At 35.7% G+C, this 16,150-nt stretch carries 20 protein-coding genes; 9 read left to right on the top strand and 11 right to left on the bottom strand.

Annotation, left to right across the window (positions count from 1 at the left end; all coding sequences use genetic code 11):
• Positions 1-23: 23 nt before the first annotated feature.
• A complete protein-coding gene (locus tag ODR02_RS12610; protein WP_309512639.1) occupies positions 24-1,850 on the top strand; it encodes a TonB-dependent receptor plug domain-containing protein in 1,827 nt (608 codons plus the stop codon).
• Between the two features lie 20 nt (positions 1,851-1,870).
• Positions 1,871-2,923 carry a DUF5074 domain-containing protein gene (locus tag ODR02_RS12605; RefSeq protein WP_209788036.1) on the top strand — a complete coding sequence of 351 codons (1,053 nt, stop codon included), beginning with the start codon at positions 1,871-1,873 and terminating at the stop codon, positions 2,921-2,923.
• Positions 2,924-3,087: 164 nt separating this feature from the next.
• Here ODR02_RS12605 and ODR02_RS12600 read toward each other — a convergent pair whose 3' ends face one another.
• The 10 genes from ODR02_RS12600 to gldB all read right to left on the bottom strand — a co-directional run bounded on the left by ODR02_RS12600 (position 3,088) and on the right by gldB (position 10,417).
• Positions 3,088-4,506, bottom strand: a complete 1,419-nt coding sequence (locus tag ODR02_RS12600; RefSeq protein ID WP_309512638.1) for a CCA tRNA nucleotidyltransferase — start codon at positions 4,504-4,506, stop codon at positions 3,088-3,090.
• A 37-nt stretch (positions 4,507-4,543) separates the two neighbouring features.
• A complete protein-coding gene (locus ODR02_RS12595; RefSeq protein ID WP_209788042.1) occupies positions 4,544-4,888 on the bottom strand; it encodes a nuclear transport factor 2 family protein in 345 nt (114 codons plus the stop codon).
• Between the two features lie 109 nt (positions 4,889-4,997).
• Positions 4,998-5,546 (bottom strand): L-threonylcarbamoyladenylate synthase, encoded by a 549-nt coding sequence (locus ODR02_RS12590; protein WP_047378653.1) that lies wholly within the window; start codon positions 5,544-5,546, stop codon positions 4,998-5,000.
• A gap of 90 nt (positions 5,547-5,636) precedes the next feature.
• Positions 5,637-6,233 (bottom strand): hypothetical protein, encoded by a 597-nt coding sequence (locus ODR02_RS12585; protein ID WP_209788045.1) that lies wholly within the window; start codon positions 6,231-6,233, stop codon positions 5,637-5,639.
• Positions 6,234-6,239: 6 nt separating this feature from the next.
• On the bottom strand, positions 6,240-6,680 hold the full coding sequence (locus tag ODR02_RS12580; protein WP_209788048.1) for a hypothetical protein: 441 nt from the start codon (positions 6,678-6,680) through the stop codon (positions 6,240-6,242).
• On the bottom strand, positions 6,671-7,183 hold the full coding sequence (locus tag ODR02_RS12575; protein ID WP_209788051.1) for a DinB family protein: 513 nt from the start codon (positions 7,181-7,183) through the stop codon (positions 6,671-6,673). Before ODR02_RS12575 ends, ODR02_RS12580 begins: the two co-directional genes overlap by 10 nt.
• Before the next feature lie 108 nt (positions 7,184-7,291).
• The gene (locus ODR02_RS12570; protein WP_209788054.1) at positions 7,292-7,738 is read right to left on the bottom strand and encodes a GNAT family N-acetyltransferase; all 447 of its coding nucleotides are present in this window, start codon (positions 7,736-7,738) and stop codon (positions 7,292-7,294) included.
• A 72-nt stretch (positions 7,739-7,810) separates the two neighbouring features.
• Positions 7,811-8,950 (bottom strand): cystathionine gamma-synthase, encoded by a 1,140-nt coding sequence (locus tag ODR02_RS12565; RefSeq protein ID WP_209788057.1) that lies wholly within the window; start codon positions 8,948-8,950, stop codon positions 7,811-7,813.
• A gap of 127 nt (positions 8,951-9,077) precedes the next feature.
• On the bottom strand, positions 9,078-9,401 hold the full coding sequence (gene gldC / locus ODR02_RS12560) for a gliding motility protein GldC (RefSeq protein ID WP_034695059.1): 324 nt from the start codon (positions 9,399-9,401) through the stop codon (positions 9,078-9,080).
• 32 nt (positions 9,402-9,433) lie between these two features.
• On the bottom strand, positions 9,434-10,417 hold the full coding sequence (gene gldB, locus ODR02_RS12555; protein WP_209788060.1) for a gliding motility lipoprotein GldB: 984 nt from the start codon (positions 10,415-10,417) through the stop codon (positions 9,434-9,436).
• Positions 10,418-10,469: 52 nt separating this feature from the next.
• Here gldB and ODR02_RS12550 point away from each other — a divergent pair, with 52 nt between their 5' ends.
• The 6 genes from ODR02_RS12550 to ODR02_RS12525 all read left to right on the top strand — a co-directional run bounded on the left by ODR02_RS12550 (position 10,470) and on the right by ODR02_RS12525 (position 14,352).
• Positions 10,470-11,108 carry a leucine-rich repeat domain-containing protein gene (locus ODR02_RS12550; protein ID WP_309512637.1) on the top strand — a complete coding sequence of 213 codons (639 nt, stop codon included), beginning with the start codon at positions 10,470-10,472 and terminating at the stop codon, positions 11,106-11,108.
• Between the two features lie 12 nt (positions 11,109-11,120).
• A complete protein-coding gene (locus tag ODR02_RS12545; RefSeq protein WP_209788066.1) occupies positions 11,121-11,645 on the top strand; it encodes a GNAT family N-acetyltransferase in 525 nt (174 codons plus the stop codon).
• A 2-nt stretch (positions 11,646-11,647) separates the two neighbouring features.
• The gene (locus ODR02_RS12540; RefSeq protein ID WP_209788069.1) at positions 11,648-12,181 is read left to right on the top strand and encodes a GNAT family N-acetyltransferase; all 534 of its coding nucleotides are present in this window, start codon (positions 11,648-11,650) and stop codon (positions 12,179-12,181) included.
• 13 nt (positions 12,182-12,194) lie between these two features.
• Positions 12,195-12,986, top strand: a complete 792-nt coding sequence (nadE, locus tag ODR02_RS12535) for an NAD(+) synthase (protein WP_209788072.1) — start codon at positions 12,195-12,197, stop codon at positions 12,984-12,986.
• 48 nt (positions 12,987-13,034) lie between these two features.
• Positions 13,035-13,553 (top strand): ribonuclease domain-containing protein, encoded by a 519-nt coding sequence (locus ODR02_RS12530; protein WP_309512636.1) that lies wholly within the window; start codon positions 13,035-13,037, stop codon positions 13,551-13,553.
• 490 nt (positions 13,554-14,043) lie between these two features.
• A complete protein-coding gene (locus ODR02_RS12525) occupies positions 14,044-14,352 on the top strand; it encodes a barstar family protein (protein ID WP_209788076.1) in 309 nt (102 codons plus the stop codon).
• 153 nt (positions 14,353-14,505) lie between these two features.
• Here the strand turns inward: ODR02_RS12525 and ODR02_RS12520 are convergent, their stop codons facing one another.
• Positions 14,506-14,988, bottom strand: coding sequence for a cytidine deaminase (locus tag ODR02_RS12520; protein WP_105681126.1), 483 nt, complete (start codon positions 14,986-14,988; stop codon positions 14,506-14,508).
• A 100-nt stretch (positions 14,989-15,088) separates the two neighbouring features.
• Between ODR02_RS12520 and namA the strand changes: the two genes are divergently transcribed.
• Positions 15,089-16,141 (top strand): NADPH dehydrogenase NamA, encoded by a 1,053-nt coding sequence (gene namA / locus ODR02_RS12515; protein ID WP_209788080.1) that lies wholly within the window; start codon positions 15,089-15,091, stop codon positions 16,139-16,141.
• Positions 16,142-16,150: the final 9 nt, after the last annotated feature.

The raw sequence follows: 16,150 nt of genomic DNA, 5'->3' as shown, positions 1-16,150 counted from the left end.
TTTCGGAGGAAAAGTAAAAAAGTATGGATATAAAAAGATCTTTAGTACTGCTTTTTTCATCGTATGGTTGCTTTCTTTTTGGACAAGAGAAAACCATCGATACTATTTATGTTTTCGACAACCAGATGAACAGGGTTAAACTTTTTCATCCTGTAAAAATAATTTCGGAGGAAGATGCCGAGAAAAACTCCAGTAATCTTTCGGAGCTTCTGAGATTTCAGTCGCAGGTTTTTATTAAAGAAAATGGTCGTGGTGCTGTTTCTTCACCTTCATTCAGAGGAACTACCGCTCAGCAGACAGCATTTGTATGGAATGGGATTAATATCAATTCCAGTTTTCTGGGACAGGGAGATATCAATAATATTGCTTTGTTCGGCTATGATCAGATCGGTATAAAAGCCGGTGGCGGAAGTGTGGTGTATGGAAGTGGTGCTATCGGAGGAAGTATTCACCTGAATAATACCCTTGATTTTAATAAAGGCTTCCATGGTTCTTTATTTTCAGAAGTTGCTTCTTTTAATACCTATAATAATTTTGTAAAAGGTTCTTACAGTAATGAAAGGTTCAGTTTTAAAGCTTCCGGAAATTATTCTGTAAGTGAAAATGATTATCAGGTAAGCGATCTGAACTATATTAACCGAAACGGAAATTATTACAATACTACGTTCAATGCAGGAGCTTCCTACAAGATAACGAATGATCATAAAATTTCATGGCAGAGCCAGTTTTTTGATTCTTCACAGCATTATCCTGTGTATGAAGAAACAGGAACAAAGACAAAATATAAGACTCAAAGTGTAAGAAGTCTTCTTTCGTGGGACTGGAACAAAACAAATTTCAGCAACTCCTTTAAAGCAGCGTATACGGAAGAAAACTTTCAGTATTTCGGTTCACTAAATCAACCTAAATCCAGTGGTGGAACCGGGAAAAATTATATCTTCAAAAATGATTTCAATTATTTCCTGAATTCAAAATGGAATTTTAATCTTATCGGAGAATTTCAGATCAATAAAGGAGAAGGGTACGCGAGTGGAATATCTGATGTAAGCAGAAATATCGGCTCAATTTCAGGATTGTTGAGGTATTTTGCTACGAAAGACCTGCGTTTTGAAGGTGGATTTAAGAAAGATTTTGTGGAAGATGTGAAGTCTCCTTTTATGTATTCATTCTCCGGAAAATGGAGTGCCTTGAAATGGTATGATGTGAGTCTTAACGTATCAAAGAATTTCAGATATCCGTCATTTAATGATATTTATTATGAACCGGGAGGAAATAAAGATCTGAGACCCGAAACTTCTACTCAGTTTGATATGACAAATGAGTTCAAAATGGGAGATTTCAAACTTACTTTGTCTCCTTATTATATGAATGTGACGGATCTTATTGTATGGCTTCCCACTGCTTTAGGCTACTGGCAGGCATCCAATATCAATAAATTTGAATCTTACGGGCTGGAATCCCAGTTGTCTTTCAGTAAACAGTTTGGGAATCATAAATTCAGAGCAAATGCAGGATACTATTATGCAAAATCTATTGATAAAGAAACGAAGATGCAGAGACCTTACGTTCCCATGCACAGAGGGACGGCGAATATAGATTATGAATATGGCTTCTTTAAATTTTTCGCACAGGGACTGCTGAATGGTATTACCTACACGACAAGTGATGAAAAAAGATCAGATGCCATAGATCCTTATTTTCTTTTAAATATGGGTGTTTCTGCAACCTTAGCCAAAAAATATACTTTAGGGTTTAAAGTGAATAATCTAACCAATACATACTATAAAACCGTTGCTTTCTATCCTTTACCGAAAAGAAACTATAGTGTGTATGCAGCAATAAATTTTTAACAAATAAAATTGAATAAATTATGAAAATAACTAAACTTTTAACTGTACTCTTTGCAGTGGTATTATTGTTTAATATCTCTTCATGTACAAATGGTTCTGACGAAATTGAAATCTCTCCGATCACTTATCAGAACGGATATTTTATCTCTAATGAAGGGAATTTTAACAGCCAGGGAGCTAAAGTAACATTCCTGACAAGAGATTTAAGCCTGAAGCAGGATGATGTGTACGGTTATAACAATAAAGAAATCCTTGGTGATGTTCTTCAAACGATTGGTCTTAACGGAAATAAGGCTTATCTTGTGATCAATAACTCAAACAAAATTGTTGTTGTAGACCGTTATACGTTCAAGAAGTTAGCAGTAATTACTGATCAGCTTGATAATCCAAGAGGAATTACTTTTGCGAATGACTTTATCTACGTTTCCAATACCAATTTCACAGCCAATACGAAAAGTGTAACGAAATATAAAGCTTCTGACTATTCATTTGTAAGTAAAATCAGTATGACTGACGTTTCTGATAAAACAGTAGAAGCAGGAGGAAATGTTTTTGTACAAAATGCTTCATCAGGATTTGGAAATAAGATTACTTATATCAATACTTCCAATGACAATAAAACTGAAATTACCGTTCCGAATGGTCAGATTGGAAATACAGTGTCTTATAAATCCAATGTTTACACAATTTCTTCAACAGCTACAGATTCTTACATCTATAAAATTTCAAGTACAGGAACTCTTACACCAGTAATTACACTAACAGGAATTCCTAGTGCAACCAACCTTCAGATTGATAACGATAAATTATACTTCAGCTCTTCGAATAAAGTGTATACAACAAGTTTAGCGACTCCTGTAATTCCTACAACTCCATTGTTAACAGCTGCAGATGGAGGTCCTTATTTTACGCTTTACGGATTTAATGTAATAGATGGAAGAATTTTTGCATCAGATGTTAAACAGTTTACTCAGGACAGTGAAATGGTAGTGTATTCAGCAACTACGGGTAGCAAACTGGGATCTCTTAAAACAGGAGGTCTGGGTGCTAACGGAACTTACCTGAATCCATAATACCTTACAGTATATAAAAATATAATTTTTTATTTTTTCATCATTTGTGTTTTTTTCCGGCCGGTTTCTTCGAAACCGGCCGGCTTTGTTTTCATCAGTGCACATAAAAAATCCGGCGGAATGGAACATTCCGCCGGATTTTTTATGCTTTTTATAAATTTACTTTATAATGTTAATCCCAGTTTCCCAGCCTCAGCAATAACAAACTTTGTGGCTTCTTCTTTTTCATTAGGAATTTCACCCTCCAGGATGGCTTCTTTGACTTTCTCTTTTAAGATACCAATTTCACGGCCTGGCTTAAGGTTAAACATTTCCATAATCTCTTCACCGGTAATAGGCGGCTGGAAATTTCTTACCTGATCCTTTTCTTCCACTTCTTTGATCTTTACCGCTACATATTCAAAGTTTCTTTTGAATTTCTCCTGTTTTTTAGAATTTTTCGTGGTAATATCTGCTTTGCAAAGGGTAAAAAGATCTTCAAGATTTTCACCTGCATCAAATAAAAGTCTTCTCAATGCAGAATCTGAAGCATCATCAGTAATCAGTGCAATAGGTCTTGATGAAAGTTTTACCATTTTCTGAACATATTTCATATCGCTTCCCAATGGTAATTTCAATCTCTGGAAAAGTGTTTTTACCATTTTTGAGCCCAAAAATTCATGTCCGTGAAAGGTCCATCCCGTTCCTTCTACAAATTTTTTTGTTGGAGCTTTTCCAATATCATGGAGCAGAGCAGACCAACGAAGCCACAGATTGTCCGTATTCACAGAAATATTATCCACAACTTCCAGCGTGTGATAAAAGTTATCCTTGTGGGTTTGTCCTTCCACTTCTTCCACGCCTTTTAGTTCAATCAGTTCAGGAATAATCAGTTTCATAAGACCTGTTTGTTCCATCAGTCTCAGTCCGATAGATGGTTTTTCAGAAAGCATGATTTTGTTGAACTCTACCATGATCCTTTCCATAGAAACAATTTTGATTCTTTCCGCTTCCTGTTGGATCGCTTGCAGAGAGTTCTCCTCGATTTTAAAATTTAAAGTTGAAGCAAAACGTACTGCTCTCATCATTCTCAATGGATCATCAGAATAAGTCTGAGCCGGTTCTAAAGGAGTTCTTAAAATTTCTTTTTCAAGATCTTCCACCCCGTTAAACGGATCGATCAGTTCTCCAAAGTTCTCTTTATTTAAAGAAATAGCCATCGCATTGATGGTAAAATCTCTTCTTTTCTGGTCATCTTCCAGACTTCCGCCTTCCACCTCAGGTTTACGGCTGTTTTCTGTATAGCTTTCTTTTCTGGCTCCTACGAATTCAAGCTCAAGTTCCTTATACTTGATCATCGCTGTTCCATATGTTTTGAATACGGAAACTTTTAATTTAGGATCTATACCCTGAGCTACATTTTGGGCAAGCTCAATACCACTTTGCTCTGTTACAAAGTCGATATCTGTAGAAGCTTTTCTGTTCATCAGAAGGTCACGCACATAACCGCCCACAATGTATACAGACTGGTTATTCCTTTCTGCTGCTTCAGAAATGATTTTAAATAGTTTTAAATTCTTATTTTGATTAAGATTAATTTTCATCGTTAATAATAGTGACAATTTCTACGCATGCTACCTATTAATCATAATGAGCATACATTTTACTAATTTTTCCGTCTTCATTAAAAAACATGACTTCAACAGCATGTTTATCCATAATCGACTTATAAAATAATGCTACTGAATCTACTCCCGCAGTGGAATGTATCAGATCAAAACGGAGATCAGGAAATTTTTCCAATGCCTTTTTCCAGTATTCACGGACGGCTTCTTTTCCTTTTAAAGAACTTTCCTTACCATCGGCAGCCATTGCAATCATGGGAGTTGTAATCTCAATATCATCCGAATAATGGGAGAGAATATCCTCTAAATCATGAGAGTTCCAAGTATTAACCCACATTTGAGCAAATTCCTGATGATTCATAGCAAATAATTTATGAGTTGAGTTTGCAAAGATAGAATTAAAAAAAAGAAATCCTGCCGATATGAACTGACAAGACTCTAAAAAAATTAAATATAAAGGTTCCGGATTTTTATTCCCGAAGAACTTTTATCCTGTTGTCATTCCATATTTTGATAACGGAAGAACCTGAGTATTTTGAAACTTTTTCTCTGTCTTCTTCTACCGCATAATCCACAAGGCTGATCATCTCTTCAGAAATATCAGAGAATTTCAACGGACTTTTCTCACCACTGAAGTTGGCGGAGGTAGATACCAAAGGTCTGTTCAGTTTTGTGATCAGTTTTTTGCAGAAATCATTTTTTACCAATCGGATTCCTATACTTCCATCCTCTGCAAGAAGTTCTTTCGGAAGACCTCTTGGATTTTCATAAACAATAGTTACCGGTTTTTCGCTAAGATCAATAATTTCCCACGCCATTTCAGGAACATCCACCAGATCCTGAAGTCTTTTCTCAGACTCAACAAGGATGATCATGGATTTATTTTTTTCACGCTTTTTAATGTCAAAAATCTTATTGACAGCTTCTATATTGGTAGCATCACAACCAATTCCCCAAATCGTATCTGTAGGATAAAGGATTGTTCCGCCGGATTTTAATATTTCGATAATATGTTCCATAATAGTATATGAGTTCAAAGAAAGGATAAAGGTAGAGAATCTGTGAATTTTAGGCAAACGATCACTAAGTAAATGGTAAATTTTTAAAGATTATAACCCGTGAAAGAATGAATTGAAATAAGTTGTACGTTTAATGGGTTCAACATATTCAGGGCATAGTATTTTTTTGAAATCCCTTTTGGTTAAGTGTTGAGAAAGCAATACAGGGAAATTCGATCTTGATCCTTCCTTAATTAAAGTATAAAGAATAGCATTGTTTTTAAAAAACACAATAGTGGTCTGTTCATGTTCTTTTCCTGGACTATAATTGTCACTTGGCTCGTTAAGAAAAATCAGATTGCCGGAAATCTTTGAAATTCTGTAATGGTGTCTTTTCCCATACTCAATAATTCTTTTTTTTGCTTCTTCTTTAGAAATGGCAAACGGAATTTCTTTTAAATATTTCTCAGTGAATTTACAGTACAAAACATATCCACTAGAGATAAACAAGCCTATAAGAATCGAATATTCTAAGCTATTATTAAGAGAAGGTGTTATATCTCTTAATAAAAATAGAGAAGCACAAACCATTACTGAAGAACCAAAATAGATCGTAATAGTGTCAAACTTATCATAGGAGCTTTCTTCAAAAACTAATTTTTTAGATTGAATACTTTCTGTGATATTTAAATTTTTTAATGATCTCATGGGAAATTAGGGCAATATTTTATTTCTTTTAGATTTTATAATTAAATAAAACGAACCAATCGTTAAACATAAAATAGAAGTTATCCATAGGAAATACCCTGTTTCCAAACTGTGTATTTTTCCCATCCTTCCATTTTCAGCAGCTAAAATTTCCTTCCAGAAAAAAAAAGAGCCGGCTGTTAAAAAGGCTATTATACCTAATGTGATTGAGAGGAGAAAAGACCTTTTATAACATAATATAACAGCAATGAAAAACCAGCCATTGGCGGTCCATACTAAAAATTCAAATAAACCTCCGCCCAAAAAACTAATGGGACCTATAAGGAAAGCTTCAAATGATTTATAATCTTTAATTTCTCCCATATCCTCAACTTTAAAAGCCGTAAAACAAAGAGAGAGCACAAAAATAAATACACTGATGAATGCGATTCGTTTTGCTACATCCATCCCAATTTCGATAAATACCTTTCCTCGATAATATTCAGGTGGTGATAATTATGTCCCACGATCAGTTTTCCGATGGTTTCTACAGAAATTTCATGACCATTGGCTGTACCTGTATTTTGTAAAGCGGAAGGATGAAGGGTTTCTAATAGAATCTGAGAAGATTTTCTTACCAGCTTGTATTCTTCCAGAAGGGATTCGATGGTTCTTTCACTTGCAAAAGATCGGTTAGCATATTCATCTTCGTCGAAGCCTGGAAGATTGTTTTTCTCTCCTCTGGCAAAAGCTAATATTCTGTATTGGAACACTCTTTCCGTATCTGATAAATGGAGTAGAAGCTCCTTTAAAGTCCATTTACCTTCAGCATAAGCAAAAGTAGACTGCTCTTCAGTAAGATTTGAATAAATTCCTATTGTTTTGTCTGCGGATGTCTGCAGTTCATTCAACCAGTCTCCTGCTGGAATCTGATCTAAATATCGTTGAATGTATTTTTGAAAATCGGTCATATTGTTTTTGTTTTTATCAATTGATTTTGAGGTGCGGATATAATGAAAACCAATGATCGCAATGAATACATTTTACAGAAAAATTACTCATTACTTATTATTCATTACTTATGAATTACTCCATTCGTAGAAATTCACGGAGTCATACAGTTCGAAGCCGCAGGATGGATAAAGCTGATTCCCTATATCATTACTTTTTCCGGTTTCTAAAAGAATACCGCATGCTTTAGATGAACGGCAGTGTTCTTTAGATTGTTCAATTAATTCTTTGGAATAGCCTTTTCCTCTGTGGGTTTCATTTACGTAGAGGTCATTCAACAGCCAGTAGCGCTGCATTCTTGTGGATGAAAATAGGGGATATAACTGTACGAAACCTGTCAGGCTACCATTTTCTTCTGCTACAAAAATTTCGGAATCTTTATTTTCAAGTCTTTCCTTTAGAAAATTTGTTGCTGCGGGAATATCGGATGTTTTATGATAAAATATTCTGTACTGATCAAATAATTCCGAAAGTTGGGGCAGATCGGAAATAGCAGCTTTTCTTGTATTTTTCATAGTATTAGTATTTGGTGTGTGATATAAAATGAGAAGGATTTGACAACCCTTCTCATTTTAGTTTATAGTATATTAAGAAAAAGCTTTCTCAAGATCTGCAATAAGATCTTCAGCATCTTCAATCCCTACGCTTAAACGAACCAGGTCATCAGTGATTCCTAATTCAGCACGTTTTTCTGCCGGAATGGAAGCATGGGTCATCAGAGCAGGGTGGTTAGCCAGAGATTCTACTCCTCCTAAAGATTCTGCAAGGGTGAATACTCTTAGTTTCTCTAAGAATTTGATAGCATCTTCTTTCTTTCCGGATTTGAAAGTGAATGAAACCATTCCTCCGGATTCCTTCATCTGAGATTTTGCCAATTCATACTGTGGGTGAGATTCCAATCCAGGATAAATTACTTTATCTACAGCAGGATGATTTTCAAGATATTTGGCTACAGCAAGTCCATTATCAGAATGTCTCTGCATTCTTAACGCCAGTGTTTTGATTCCTCTCAATACAAGATAAGAATCGTGAGGTCCTAAAATACCACCACTTGCAAACTGGATAAAGTGAAGCTTGTCTCCCAGTTCAGCATCTTTAGCGATAAGAGCTCCTGCAATCACATCAGAGTGTCCTCCTAAATATTTGGTTGCAGAGTGCATTACGATGTCAGCTCCAAGATCAATGGGTCTCTGGATATAAGGGGTTGCAAAAGTATTGTCTACAGCCACTAAAATATCTTTTCCCTTTGCAATTTCTACTACTGCTTTGATATCCACTAATTTCATCAATGGATTGGTAGGGGTTTCTACCCAGATCAGTTTTGTTTTATCCGTGATAACATCAGCAATTTTAGAAACATCATCAAAATTCACGAACGTAAATTTCAGCTGATATTTTTCGAAAAGTCTTGTGAACATTCTGTAAGTTCCACCATAAAGATCATCTACGGCAATTACTTCATCACCAGGATTTAATAATTTCAAAACACAGTCGATGGCTGCAAGACCGGAACCGAAAGCTAAACCTCTCGCTCCGTTTTCAATACTCGCCAAAGAATCTTCCAATGCCTGTCTTGTAGGGTTGGCAGCTCTTGAATATTCATATCCGGAATGTACTCCCGGGCTTTTCTGTGCAAATGTAGAGGTCAGAAATACAGGTACATTTACAGAACCTGTTGCAGACTCGTGGTGCTGCCCTCCGTGAATTACTTTTGTATTAAAATTCATAATTTTTTGCTTTAGGCTTGAACATTAAGCATACGAGTTTAATGTTCATTGTTTTTATTAAAAGTTGCTCTAGCTGAATACAAAAAGCTTACCGCTTACTGCCTTCAGCTTGTTGCAATTGTATTTTTTACTTAATAGCAGATTTCACCGCAAATTCTTCTGCAATTTCCTCCATCCACTGGGCTACATCCTCTTCACCTGTCGCTCTCTGATACGTACTTCCTAAAGATATTAAAATCTGGTGGATAAACATCTTCATCTGGTCTACAGGCATCTCTTTTGTCCAAAGATCAATTCTTAGGGCTTCTCTTGTTTTATCATCCCATACAGAAATCATGGTTGCTTTGGTATCTTGTTTATCAATACCACCATCCTGAGCATTCCATGTAATATTTTCCGGGACATGATTTTCATCAAGCTCTACATCTATCGTAATCTGAGTCTTTCTCATTTTTCTATTTTTTCTAAATTCTAAATTTTCTATTATTTAAGTTTCGGTTTATAACCGGATTGATTAAAAATTGTGGTAGCATCCATTTTCAGGAACTGGGTCAACTTTGTTTCAGGTTTTTCTTTAAGATATGTCTTGCAGATCTGCCATCCCGTAAAAATTCCGATTTGCGGTGAAGATTCATTATCAATCTCTGTGTAAAATTTCGAGAATGGGCCAGGAGAAATGAAACGCTCTCCCAATCTTGGATCATCTCCGAAAATAAGATTGCTTTCTACAAAATAATTCCAGATGTTGGCTTCATTACTTGTTGCCCACTCATACTGCTTCTGAGTATAATTCATTTTCAGATAATCGGGAACATCAGGGAGAAAAGCATCCTGTAGAATCATTACTTTTCCGTTCAGAATAATCTGATCAATAAATTTCTGATGATCAGGAGATTCCGTAACAATGTTTTCAGCAAAAAGCTGCGACACTTTTGGAACAATATTTTGTGGGTTCATTGATTTTTGGAAATACAGTTCCAGGCCTTTATAATTAGGATTTCCATCTCCCATAAAACCGGTGACATCTATAAATAACAGATTGCCCTTCTGGTCATAAAATATCGGATCCTGAACCATCTGTAAAGCTGATGAAAACAGATATACTTTTGGGGTTTTAAACTGTGGGAAGTAATATTTGATATGTGAAAATAAACTCTGAAGTTCTTTTTGAAGCTTTGCCTGATCTATTTTCCCAATCGCTTCCTTATAGATTTTTATTTCTTCAGCATCTGCTCTTCTTTTTCCAAAATCGGCATCAGAAACACTGCCCTGAAACCAGGGAAATTGAGCTTTAAACTGATCCAGCGGAAGAGCCGGGTTGTAAAACTCTTTGGAAATATCCGTGATGTCAACTTTTTCGGCAGTTTGTTTAACTTCTACCTTCCATTGATTTTCAGGTTCTTTTTTGCAGGAAATAAGTCCGGCAGCTAAAAGAGAAGAAAGTGCAATATATCTAAAAATCTTCATTATTTTTACATGGAATTTAAGTTTACAAAAATAAGGATTAAATACACAATTTATGATGAAAATTAAAATATTTACTGCCATTTACCTTATTTATGGACTTTCTTTTTTCTATGGGCAAAAGCTTGAATTTAAAGATAAAAACTTTGAAAAAACAGTACTTGAAAATTTTGATCTGAATAAAAATGGAATGCTGGAATCTCCGGAGGCAGATAGGGTTACCAATCTGTTCCTTGTTCAGAAAGGAATTACTTCTACGGATGATCTGCACTTTTTTAAAAATGTAAAAATGATTGTCCTGGATGATAATGTAATTCCTAATATGGTAATAAGCAACCTCGATCAGCTTGAGTTGTTGTCATGTACAGGATGTAAAATCTCTTCATTCAAAACAGAAAATCTGAAAAACTTAAGTTCTTTGTATTTGGATCATAATAGATTGGAAAGTATTTCGTTGACAGGAATTCCAAAAATTGATCAATTAACATTATCTTTAAATCAATTAAAAACAATTGACCTGGCTCAGTGTAAAGGATTAAGAAAACTGAATCTGGAACATAATAAACTTCAAAAAATTGATATTTCCGGGAATCCGGCTTTACAGACTCTGAATATAATCGGGAATAAGATAAAAGAAACAGATATAAAGAAAGGAACAAAAACAGAGGTTACCATTTTTGGTGCAGAAGAATAAAAACTAATCATTATGAAAATAGAAACAAAACGACTGATTTTAAGAAAACTTGAAGAGGCAGATGTTGAACGCATTTTTCTTTTGGATTCCAATCCTGAGGTGATGAAATATATTGGTGTACCCGTTTTGACCGATATCAATGAATCAAAAAATGTTATCAGCATTATTCAGAAGCAGTATGAGGAAAATGGTGTTGGAAGGCTGGGAGTAGTGGAAAAAGAAAGCGGACTTCTGATAGGATGGAGTGGATTAAAATTACTGACTCATGAAACGAATGGCTATAAAAATGTGTTGGAACTGGGATATCGTTTTCTGCCTGAATCATGGGGAAAAGGATATGCTGTGGAAGCCGGAATAGCCTCTCTGGATTATGGCTTTAACGATCTGAATGCAGAGGTCATTTATGCTTATGCCCATTCTGAACATGATGCTTCCAACCATATTTTAAGAAAATTAGGATTCGAAAAAACAGGTGAGTTTGAAGAACCAGACGGAACTTGCTTTTGGTATGAACTGAAAAAAGAGAAATATATTTAAAAATGATAACGATACGAAAGGAAGAGGAAAAAGACCATCAAAAAGTCTTTCAACTTACAGAAGAGGCTTTTAGAGAAATGGAATACAGTGATCATCAGGAACAGTTTCTGGTAGAAAAATTAAGAAAATCTGAAGCCTTTGTTCCGGAATTGTCATTAGTGGCAGAAGATGAAGCCGGAGAAATTGCCGGACATATTCTGTTTACAAAAATTACCATTGAAGAGGATGGAGAATCTTTCCAATCTCTTGCCTTGGCTCCTGTTTCTGTAAAACCTGAATTTCAAAATCAGGGAATCGGAGGGAAATTGATTCTGCAGGGACACCATATTGCCAAAGAACTGGGATATGAATCTGTAATATTGATCGGACATGAAAATTATTATCCGCGCTTTGGTTACAAAAAAACAAGTAATTTTGGGATTTCTTTTCCATTCGATATTCCGGAAGAAAACGGAATGGCTGTAGAATTGGTAAAAGATGGATTAAAAAATAAAAAAGGAGTGGTGAAATACCCTCAGGAATTTGGAATAGACTAAAAAAATATAAACGATGCAGACACAAAAAGTGATAGATCATATTGTAAACTGGTTAAAAGATTATGCGGCAAAAGCAAGAGTAAACGGATATGTAATCGGGGTTTCAGGAGGAGTAGATTCAGGAGTTGTTTCTACGCTGGCTGCAATGACCGGACTGAAAACGTTATTGATTGAAATGCCAATCCGTCAGAAAGCAGATCAGGTAGACCGCGCAAAGGATCATATGGATGACCTTAAATCCAGATTTCCGAATGTAGAAACAATGTCTGTAGATCTGACCCCTGCTTTTGAGGAGCTTTACAAAACTTTTGATGTAAAAGATGATCTGTATCCTAATGAAAAACTGGCTTTCGCCAACACAAGAGCACGTCTGAGAATGCTTACTTTATATTATTACGGACAGCTGAACGGACTTTTAGTTTGCGGAACAGGTAATAAAGTGGAAGATTTCGGGATCGGATTTTATACAAAATATGGAGATGGTGGAGTAGACGTTTCTCCCATTGCAGATCTTTATAAAACGGAGGTATATGAATTGGCCAAAGGGCTTAATTTAATTAAAAGCATTCAGGAAGCGATTCCTACTGACGGACTTTGGGATGTAGACAGAACAGATGAGCAGCAAATTGGTGCATCTTATCCGGAACTGGAAAAAATCCAGAAAGAATACGGAAATAAAACTGCCGATGATTATGAAGGAAGAGATAAGGAAGTATTCTTAATTTTTGACAGAATGCATAAAGCCGCCAAGCATAAAATGGATCCTATTCCGGTTTGTGATATTCCCGAAGAATGGAGAGCATAATACACTGTACCAATACTGGTAAATTGTCACATTAATACAACGATTGTTATGAACGGTAAAATAAGACCCGTGTTTTTTATATGTCTGGGACTCCTTTTCGGAATGTCTGTAATGTATATCTATAAAAATTTTATTGAAGATAAAAAAGATCAGTCAGATTCAGTAAAAAAGGAAACGGTGAGCTATGGCAGTACCTCTTCAGAAGGAGCTTCCAATAACGGAAATTCATCTGCTCAGGTTTCCATTGATCAGCTTACAGAAGAAAAAACGGTTATCAGCTACGTAAAACAAAATCATCAACTTCCAGATTATTATATCACTAAAAATGAAGCCAGAAAACAGGGATGGAATCCTTCCCAGGGGAATCTTTGTGATGTGCTTCCGGGAAAAGCTATTGGTGGAGATAAATTCGGAAACAGGGAGAAACGTTTGCCGGACGGAGAGAAATATTTTGAAGCAGATGTAAACTATCATTGTGGAGGAAGAAATGCTGACCGTATCATTTACACTCAAAATGGAGACGTATATCTTACCAAAAACCATTATAAGAGCTTTGAGAAACAGTAGGCTGTAAATAAGAAATAGTCATTGCGAGGAACATAGTGACGAAGCAATCTCAAAAAAAGAATCACAGATGAAAGCAGGTTTTGTCTATATTATGATGAATAAAAATCATAAATAAGCATACTATTCACAAAGCTTTACCCCAAGATATAATTTATATATTTTGGGGTATTGGGAGGCTTTTCAGGAAATAGGTGATGCTATATTTAGAGAAAAACAAATAAAGGCTGGCTCAAGACAAAAGAAATTGGATTTAATTAATAGTATAAACCCAGATTGGAAAGATCTTACGGATGATATCCAGCATATTTTAGATGTTTTTTGAGATTGCTTCGTCGCACAGCTCCTCGCAATGACCAGCGTATAATTTGTAGTTAAATAGTGATAAGTCGTATTTTTGAAAAATAAAAGTGTTGTATGGATAGTTCTGAAAAGATTTCTGCCAAAAATGCAAAGCTTTTTTAATCAATAAAAATTGGAAATTTAGTTCAATATGAAGACAGTATATATAGATTTTACAGACATAGGTGACTATGAAGATTTTTACGCTCAGTTAAAGGAAAAAATTCAGCTTCCTGAACATTTTGGCGATAATCTTGATGCACTGTCTGACACCATCACCGGAGACTTGGAAATGCCGCTCCACCTGGAATTCGTAAATATGACTGTAGATCAGCTTGAGATTTTTGAAGACCTGCTGACTACTCTTGAAGATGCCGAAGAGGAAGTGGAAGACTTCAGCTTTAGCTACTATCTGGAGCAATACGAAGACGAAGATGATGAGGTAGAATCTGAAGAATAAAAGAAAAACAAGGCTGTTTCAAGATAAGAGATAGCCTTTTTTATGCTGAAATGTGAAGTTTGTTGTTTACTGAGTTATTATTCACCATGTCAAGGTTTTAAACCTTGACATGGTGGATGAAATCCTTGAAATTAAAAGATTTTAAACCAGTGGTTACAAAAATGTTGAATCAAAGTAAAAAGGAAGCAGATCTTTTACTGCACTTACTTTTACAACCTCTTCATTCATACTGGAGAAATAAAGGTCAATATTTTCGTTCTGCTTGGTTTCGTACTCAATCAAACTTTGGCGGCATGCTCCACAAGGAGGAATCGGAGGATTCTTTTCATGAAATTCTTTAGGACCTCCTACAACGAAGATCTTTTTTATTTTCACATCCGGAAAATTGGCGGCTACCCAAAAAAGAGTAGTTCTTTCTGCACATAGCCCGGACGGATAGGCTGCATTCTCCTGATTGTTTCCGGAATAAATTTCTCCATTTTCCAATAATACGGAACATCCTACCAAAAATTGAGAATAAGGCGCATAAGCATTCTCACGAGCCTCTTTGGCTCTTTCAAATAATTGTTTTTCTATATCGCTCAGTTCACTGCTATTTTTAAAATATTCGTAACTGATCTGTATGTCTTTTTTCATATATTGTCAACTAAAAAAGGGGGGTAAAATTAGTTCTTTTTAATGAAGTGGGCAATATTTTATTCTTCCGGTGAAAAGTTCAATTTTTTTAAAGAGTAAAATGCTATACACACCAATAAAATTCAGAAATGTAGAGTTAAAAAACAGATGGGTAATGTCTCCCATGTGTATGTATTCATGTGAAAACGGAGAGGCTAACGACTTCCATTTTGTACACTACGGAAGCAGATCTCAGGGCGGAACAGGTCTTTTGATGGTAGAAGCTACAGGAGTAGAACCTAAAGGAAGAATTACCAATCACTGTATGGGAATCTGGAATGATGAACAAGCAGGAAAGCTGCAAAGAATTGTAGAATTTGTTCATAAAAATTCAGAAAGCAAAATAGGAATTCAGCTGGCTCATGCGGGAAGAAAAGGATCTACCTCGAATAATATACAGATTCCTCTGGAAGAAGGCTGGGAAACGGTGGCACCAAGTCCTGTTCCTTATCACCCCACAGAAAGAATTCCGCATACACTCACTACAGATGAGGTAAAGGAGCAGGTTAAGAATTTTAAAAAAGCTGCGAGAAGAGCTGTGAAAGCTGGTTTTGATGTTATTGAAATTCATGGGGCGCACGGATATCTGATTCATCAGTTTCTGTCACCACTTTCCAATATCAGAACAGATGAATATGGAGGCAGTTTTGAAAACAGAATCCGATTTCTGATCGAAATTGTAGATGCTGTTAACGAAGAACTGGATGAAAATACCGCTCTTTTTGTACGAATTTCAGGAACGGAATATGCGGATAATGGCTGGGATATCCAAAGCAGTGTTGAGCTGGCTAAAATTTTAAAAGAACATGCTGTCGATCTTGTTGATGTATCCAGTGGCGGAAATATTCATGGTGCCAAAATTTCGGTTTTCGATGGCTATCAGGTTCCTTTTTCATCACAGATAAGAAATGAAGCCGTTGTAAAGACAGGAGCAGTAGGGTTGATTACTAAAGTGGAGCAGGCTGAAGAAATTCTTCAGAAAGGCGATGCCGATTTAATTTTCGTAGCAAGAGAGATCCTTAGAAACCCATATATTGCTGTTCAGGGATCTTTTGAAATGAAAGAAAACTGCTTTTTCCCGCATCAGTATACCAGAGCCAAAATTTCTTCTTAATTAACAGGT

It is taken from the genome of Chryseobacterium sp. CFS2 (assembly GCF_036543225.1).
Classification (GTDB): Bacteria; Bacteroidota; Bacteroidia; order Flavobacteriales; family Weeksellaceae; genus Chryseobacterium; species Chryseobacterium culicis_A.
The sequence above is the reverse complement of the archived record's forward strand: the minus strand, read 5'-3'. Positions and strand labels throughout refer to the sequence as shown.

Coding starts and splice junctions, on each gene's coding strand:
- gldB (WP_209788060.1), bottom strand. CDS start 10,417: ATGAAGATTTTTAGATATATTGCACTTTCTTCTCTTTTAGCTGCCGGA.
- ODR02_RS12570 (WP_209788054.1), bottom strand. CDS start 7,738: ATGAAAAATACAAGAAAAGCTGCTATTTCCGATCTGCCCCAACTTTCG.
- ODR02_RS12520 (WP_105681126.1), bottom strand. CDS start 14,988: ATGAAAAAAGACATACAGATCAGTTACGAATATTTTAAAAATAGCAGT.
- ODR02_RS12590 (WP_047378653.1), bottom strand. CDS start 5,546: ATGGAACATATTATCGAAATATTAAAATCCGGCGGAACAATCCTTTAT.
- namA (WP_209788080.1), top strand. CDS start 15,089: ATGCTATACACACCAATAAAATTCAGAAATGTAGAGTTAAAAAACAGA.
- nadE (WP_209788072.1), top strand. CDS start 12,195: ATGCAGACACAAAAAGTGATAGATCATATTGTAAACTGGTTAAAAGAT.
- ODR02_RS12525 (WP_209788076.1), top strand. CDS start 14,044: ATGAAGACAGTATATATAGATTTTACAGACATAGGTGACTATGAAGAT.
- ODR02_RS12530 (WP_309512636.1), top strand. CDS start 13,035: ATGAACGGTAAAATAAGACCCGTGTTTTTTATATGTCTGGGACTCCTT.
- ODR02_RS12545 (WP_209788066.1), top strand. CDS start 11,121: ATGAAAATAGAAACAAAACGACTGATTTTAAGAAAACTTGAAGAGGCA.
- ODR02_RS12600 (WP_309512638.1), bottom strand. CDS start 4,506: ATGAAAATTAATCTTAATCAAAATAAGAATTTAAAACTATTTAAAATC.
- ODR02_RS12580 (WP_209788048.1), bottom strand. CDS start 6,680: ATGGATGTAGCAAAACGAATCGCATTCATCAGTGTATTTATTTTTGTG.
- ODR02_RS12550 (WP_309512637.1), top strand. CDS start 10,470: ATGATGAAAATTAAAATATTTACTGCCATTTACCTTATTTATGGACTT.
- gldC (WP_034695059.1), bottom strand. CDS start 9,401: ATGAGAAAGACTCAGATTACGATAGATGTAGAGCTTGATGAAAATCAT.
- ODR02_RS12605 (WP_209788036.1), top strand. CDS start 1,871: ATGAAAATAACTAAACTTTTAACTGTACTCTTTGCAGTGGTATTATTG.
- ODR02_RS12575 (WP_209788051.1), bottom strand. CDS start 7,183: ATGACCGATTTTCAAAAATACATTCAACGATATTTAGATCAGATTCCA.
- ODR02_RS12595 (WP_209788042.1), bottom strand. CDS start 4,888: ATGAATCATCAGGAATTTGCTCAAATGTGGGTTAATACTTGGAACTCT.
- ODR02_RS12540 (WP_209788069.1), top strand. CDS start 11,648: ATGATAACGATACGAAAGGAAGAGGAAAAAGACCATCAAAAAGTCTTT.
- ODR02_RS12610 (WP_309512639.1), top strand. CDS start 24: ATGGATATAAAAAGATCTTTAGTACTGCTTTTTTCATCGTATGGTTGC.
- ODR02_RS12585 (WP_209788045.1), bottom strand. CDS start 6,233: ATGAGATCATTAAAAAATTTAAATATCACAGAAAGTATTCAATCTAAA.
- ODR02_RS12565 (WP_209788057.1), bottom strand. CDS start 8,950: ATGAATTTTAATACAAAAGTAATTCACGGAGGGCAGCACCACGAGTCT.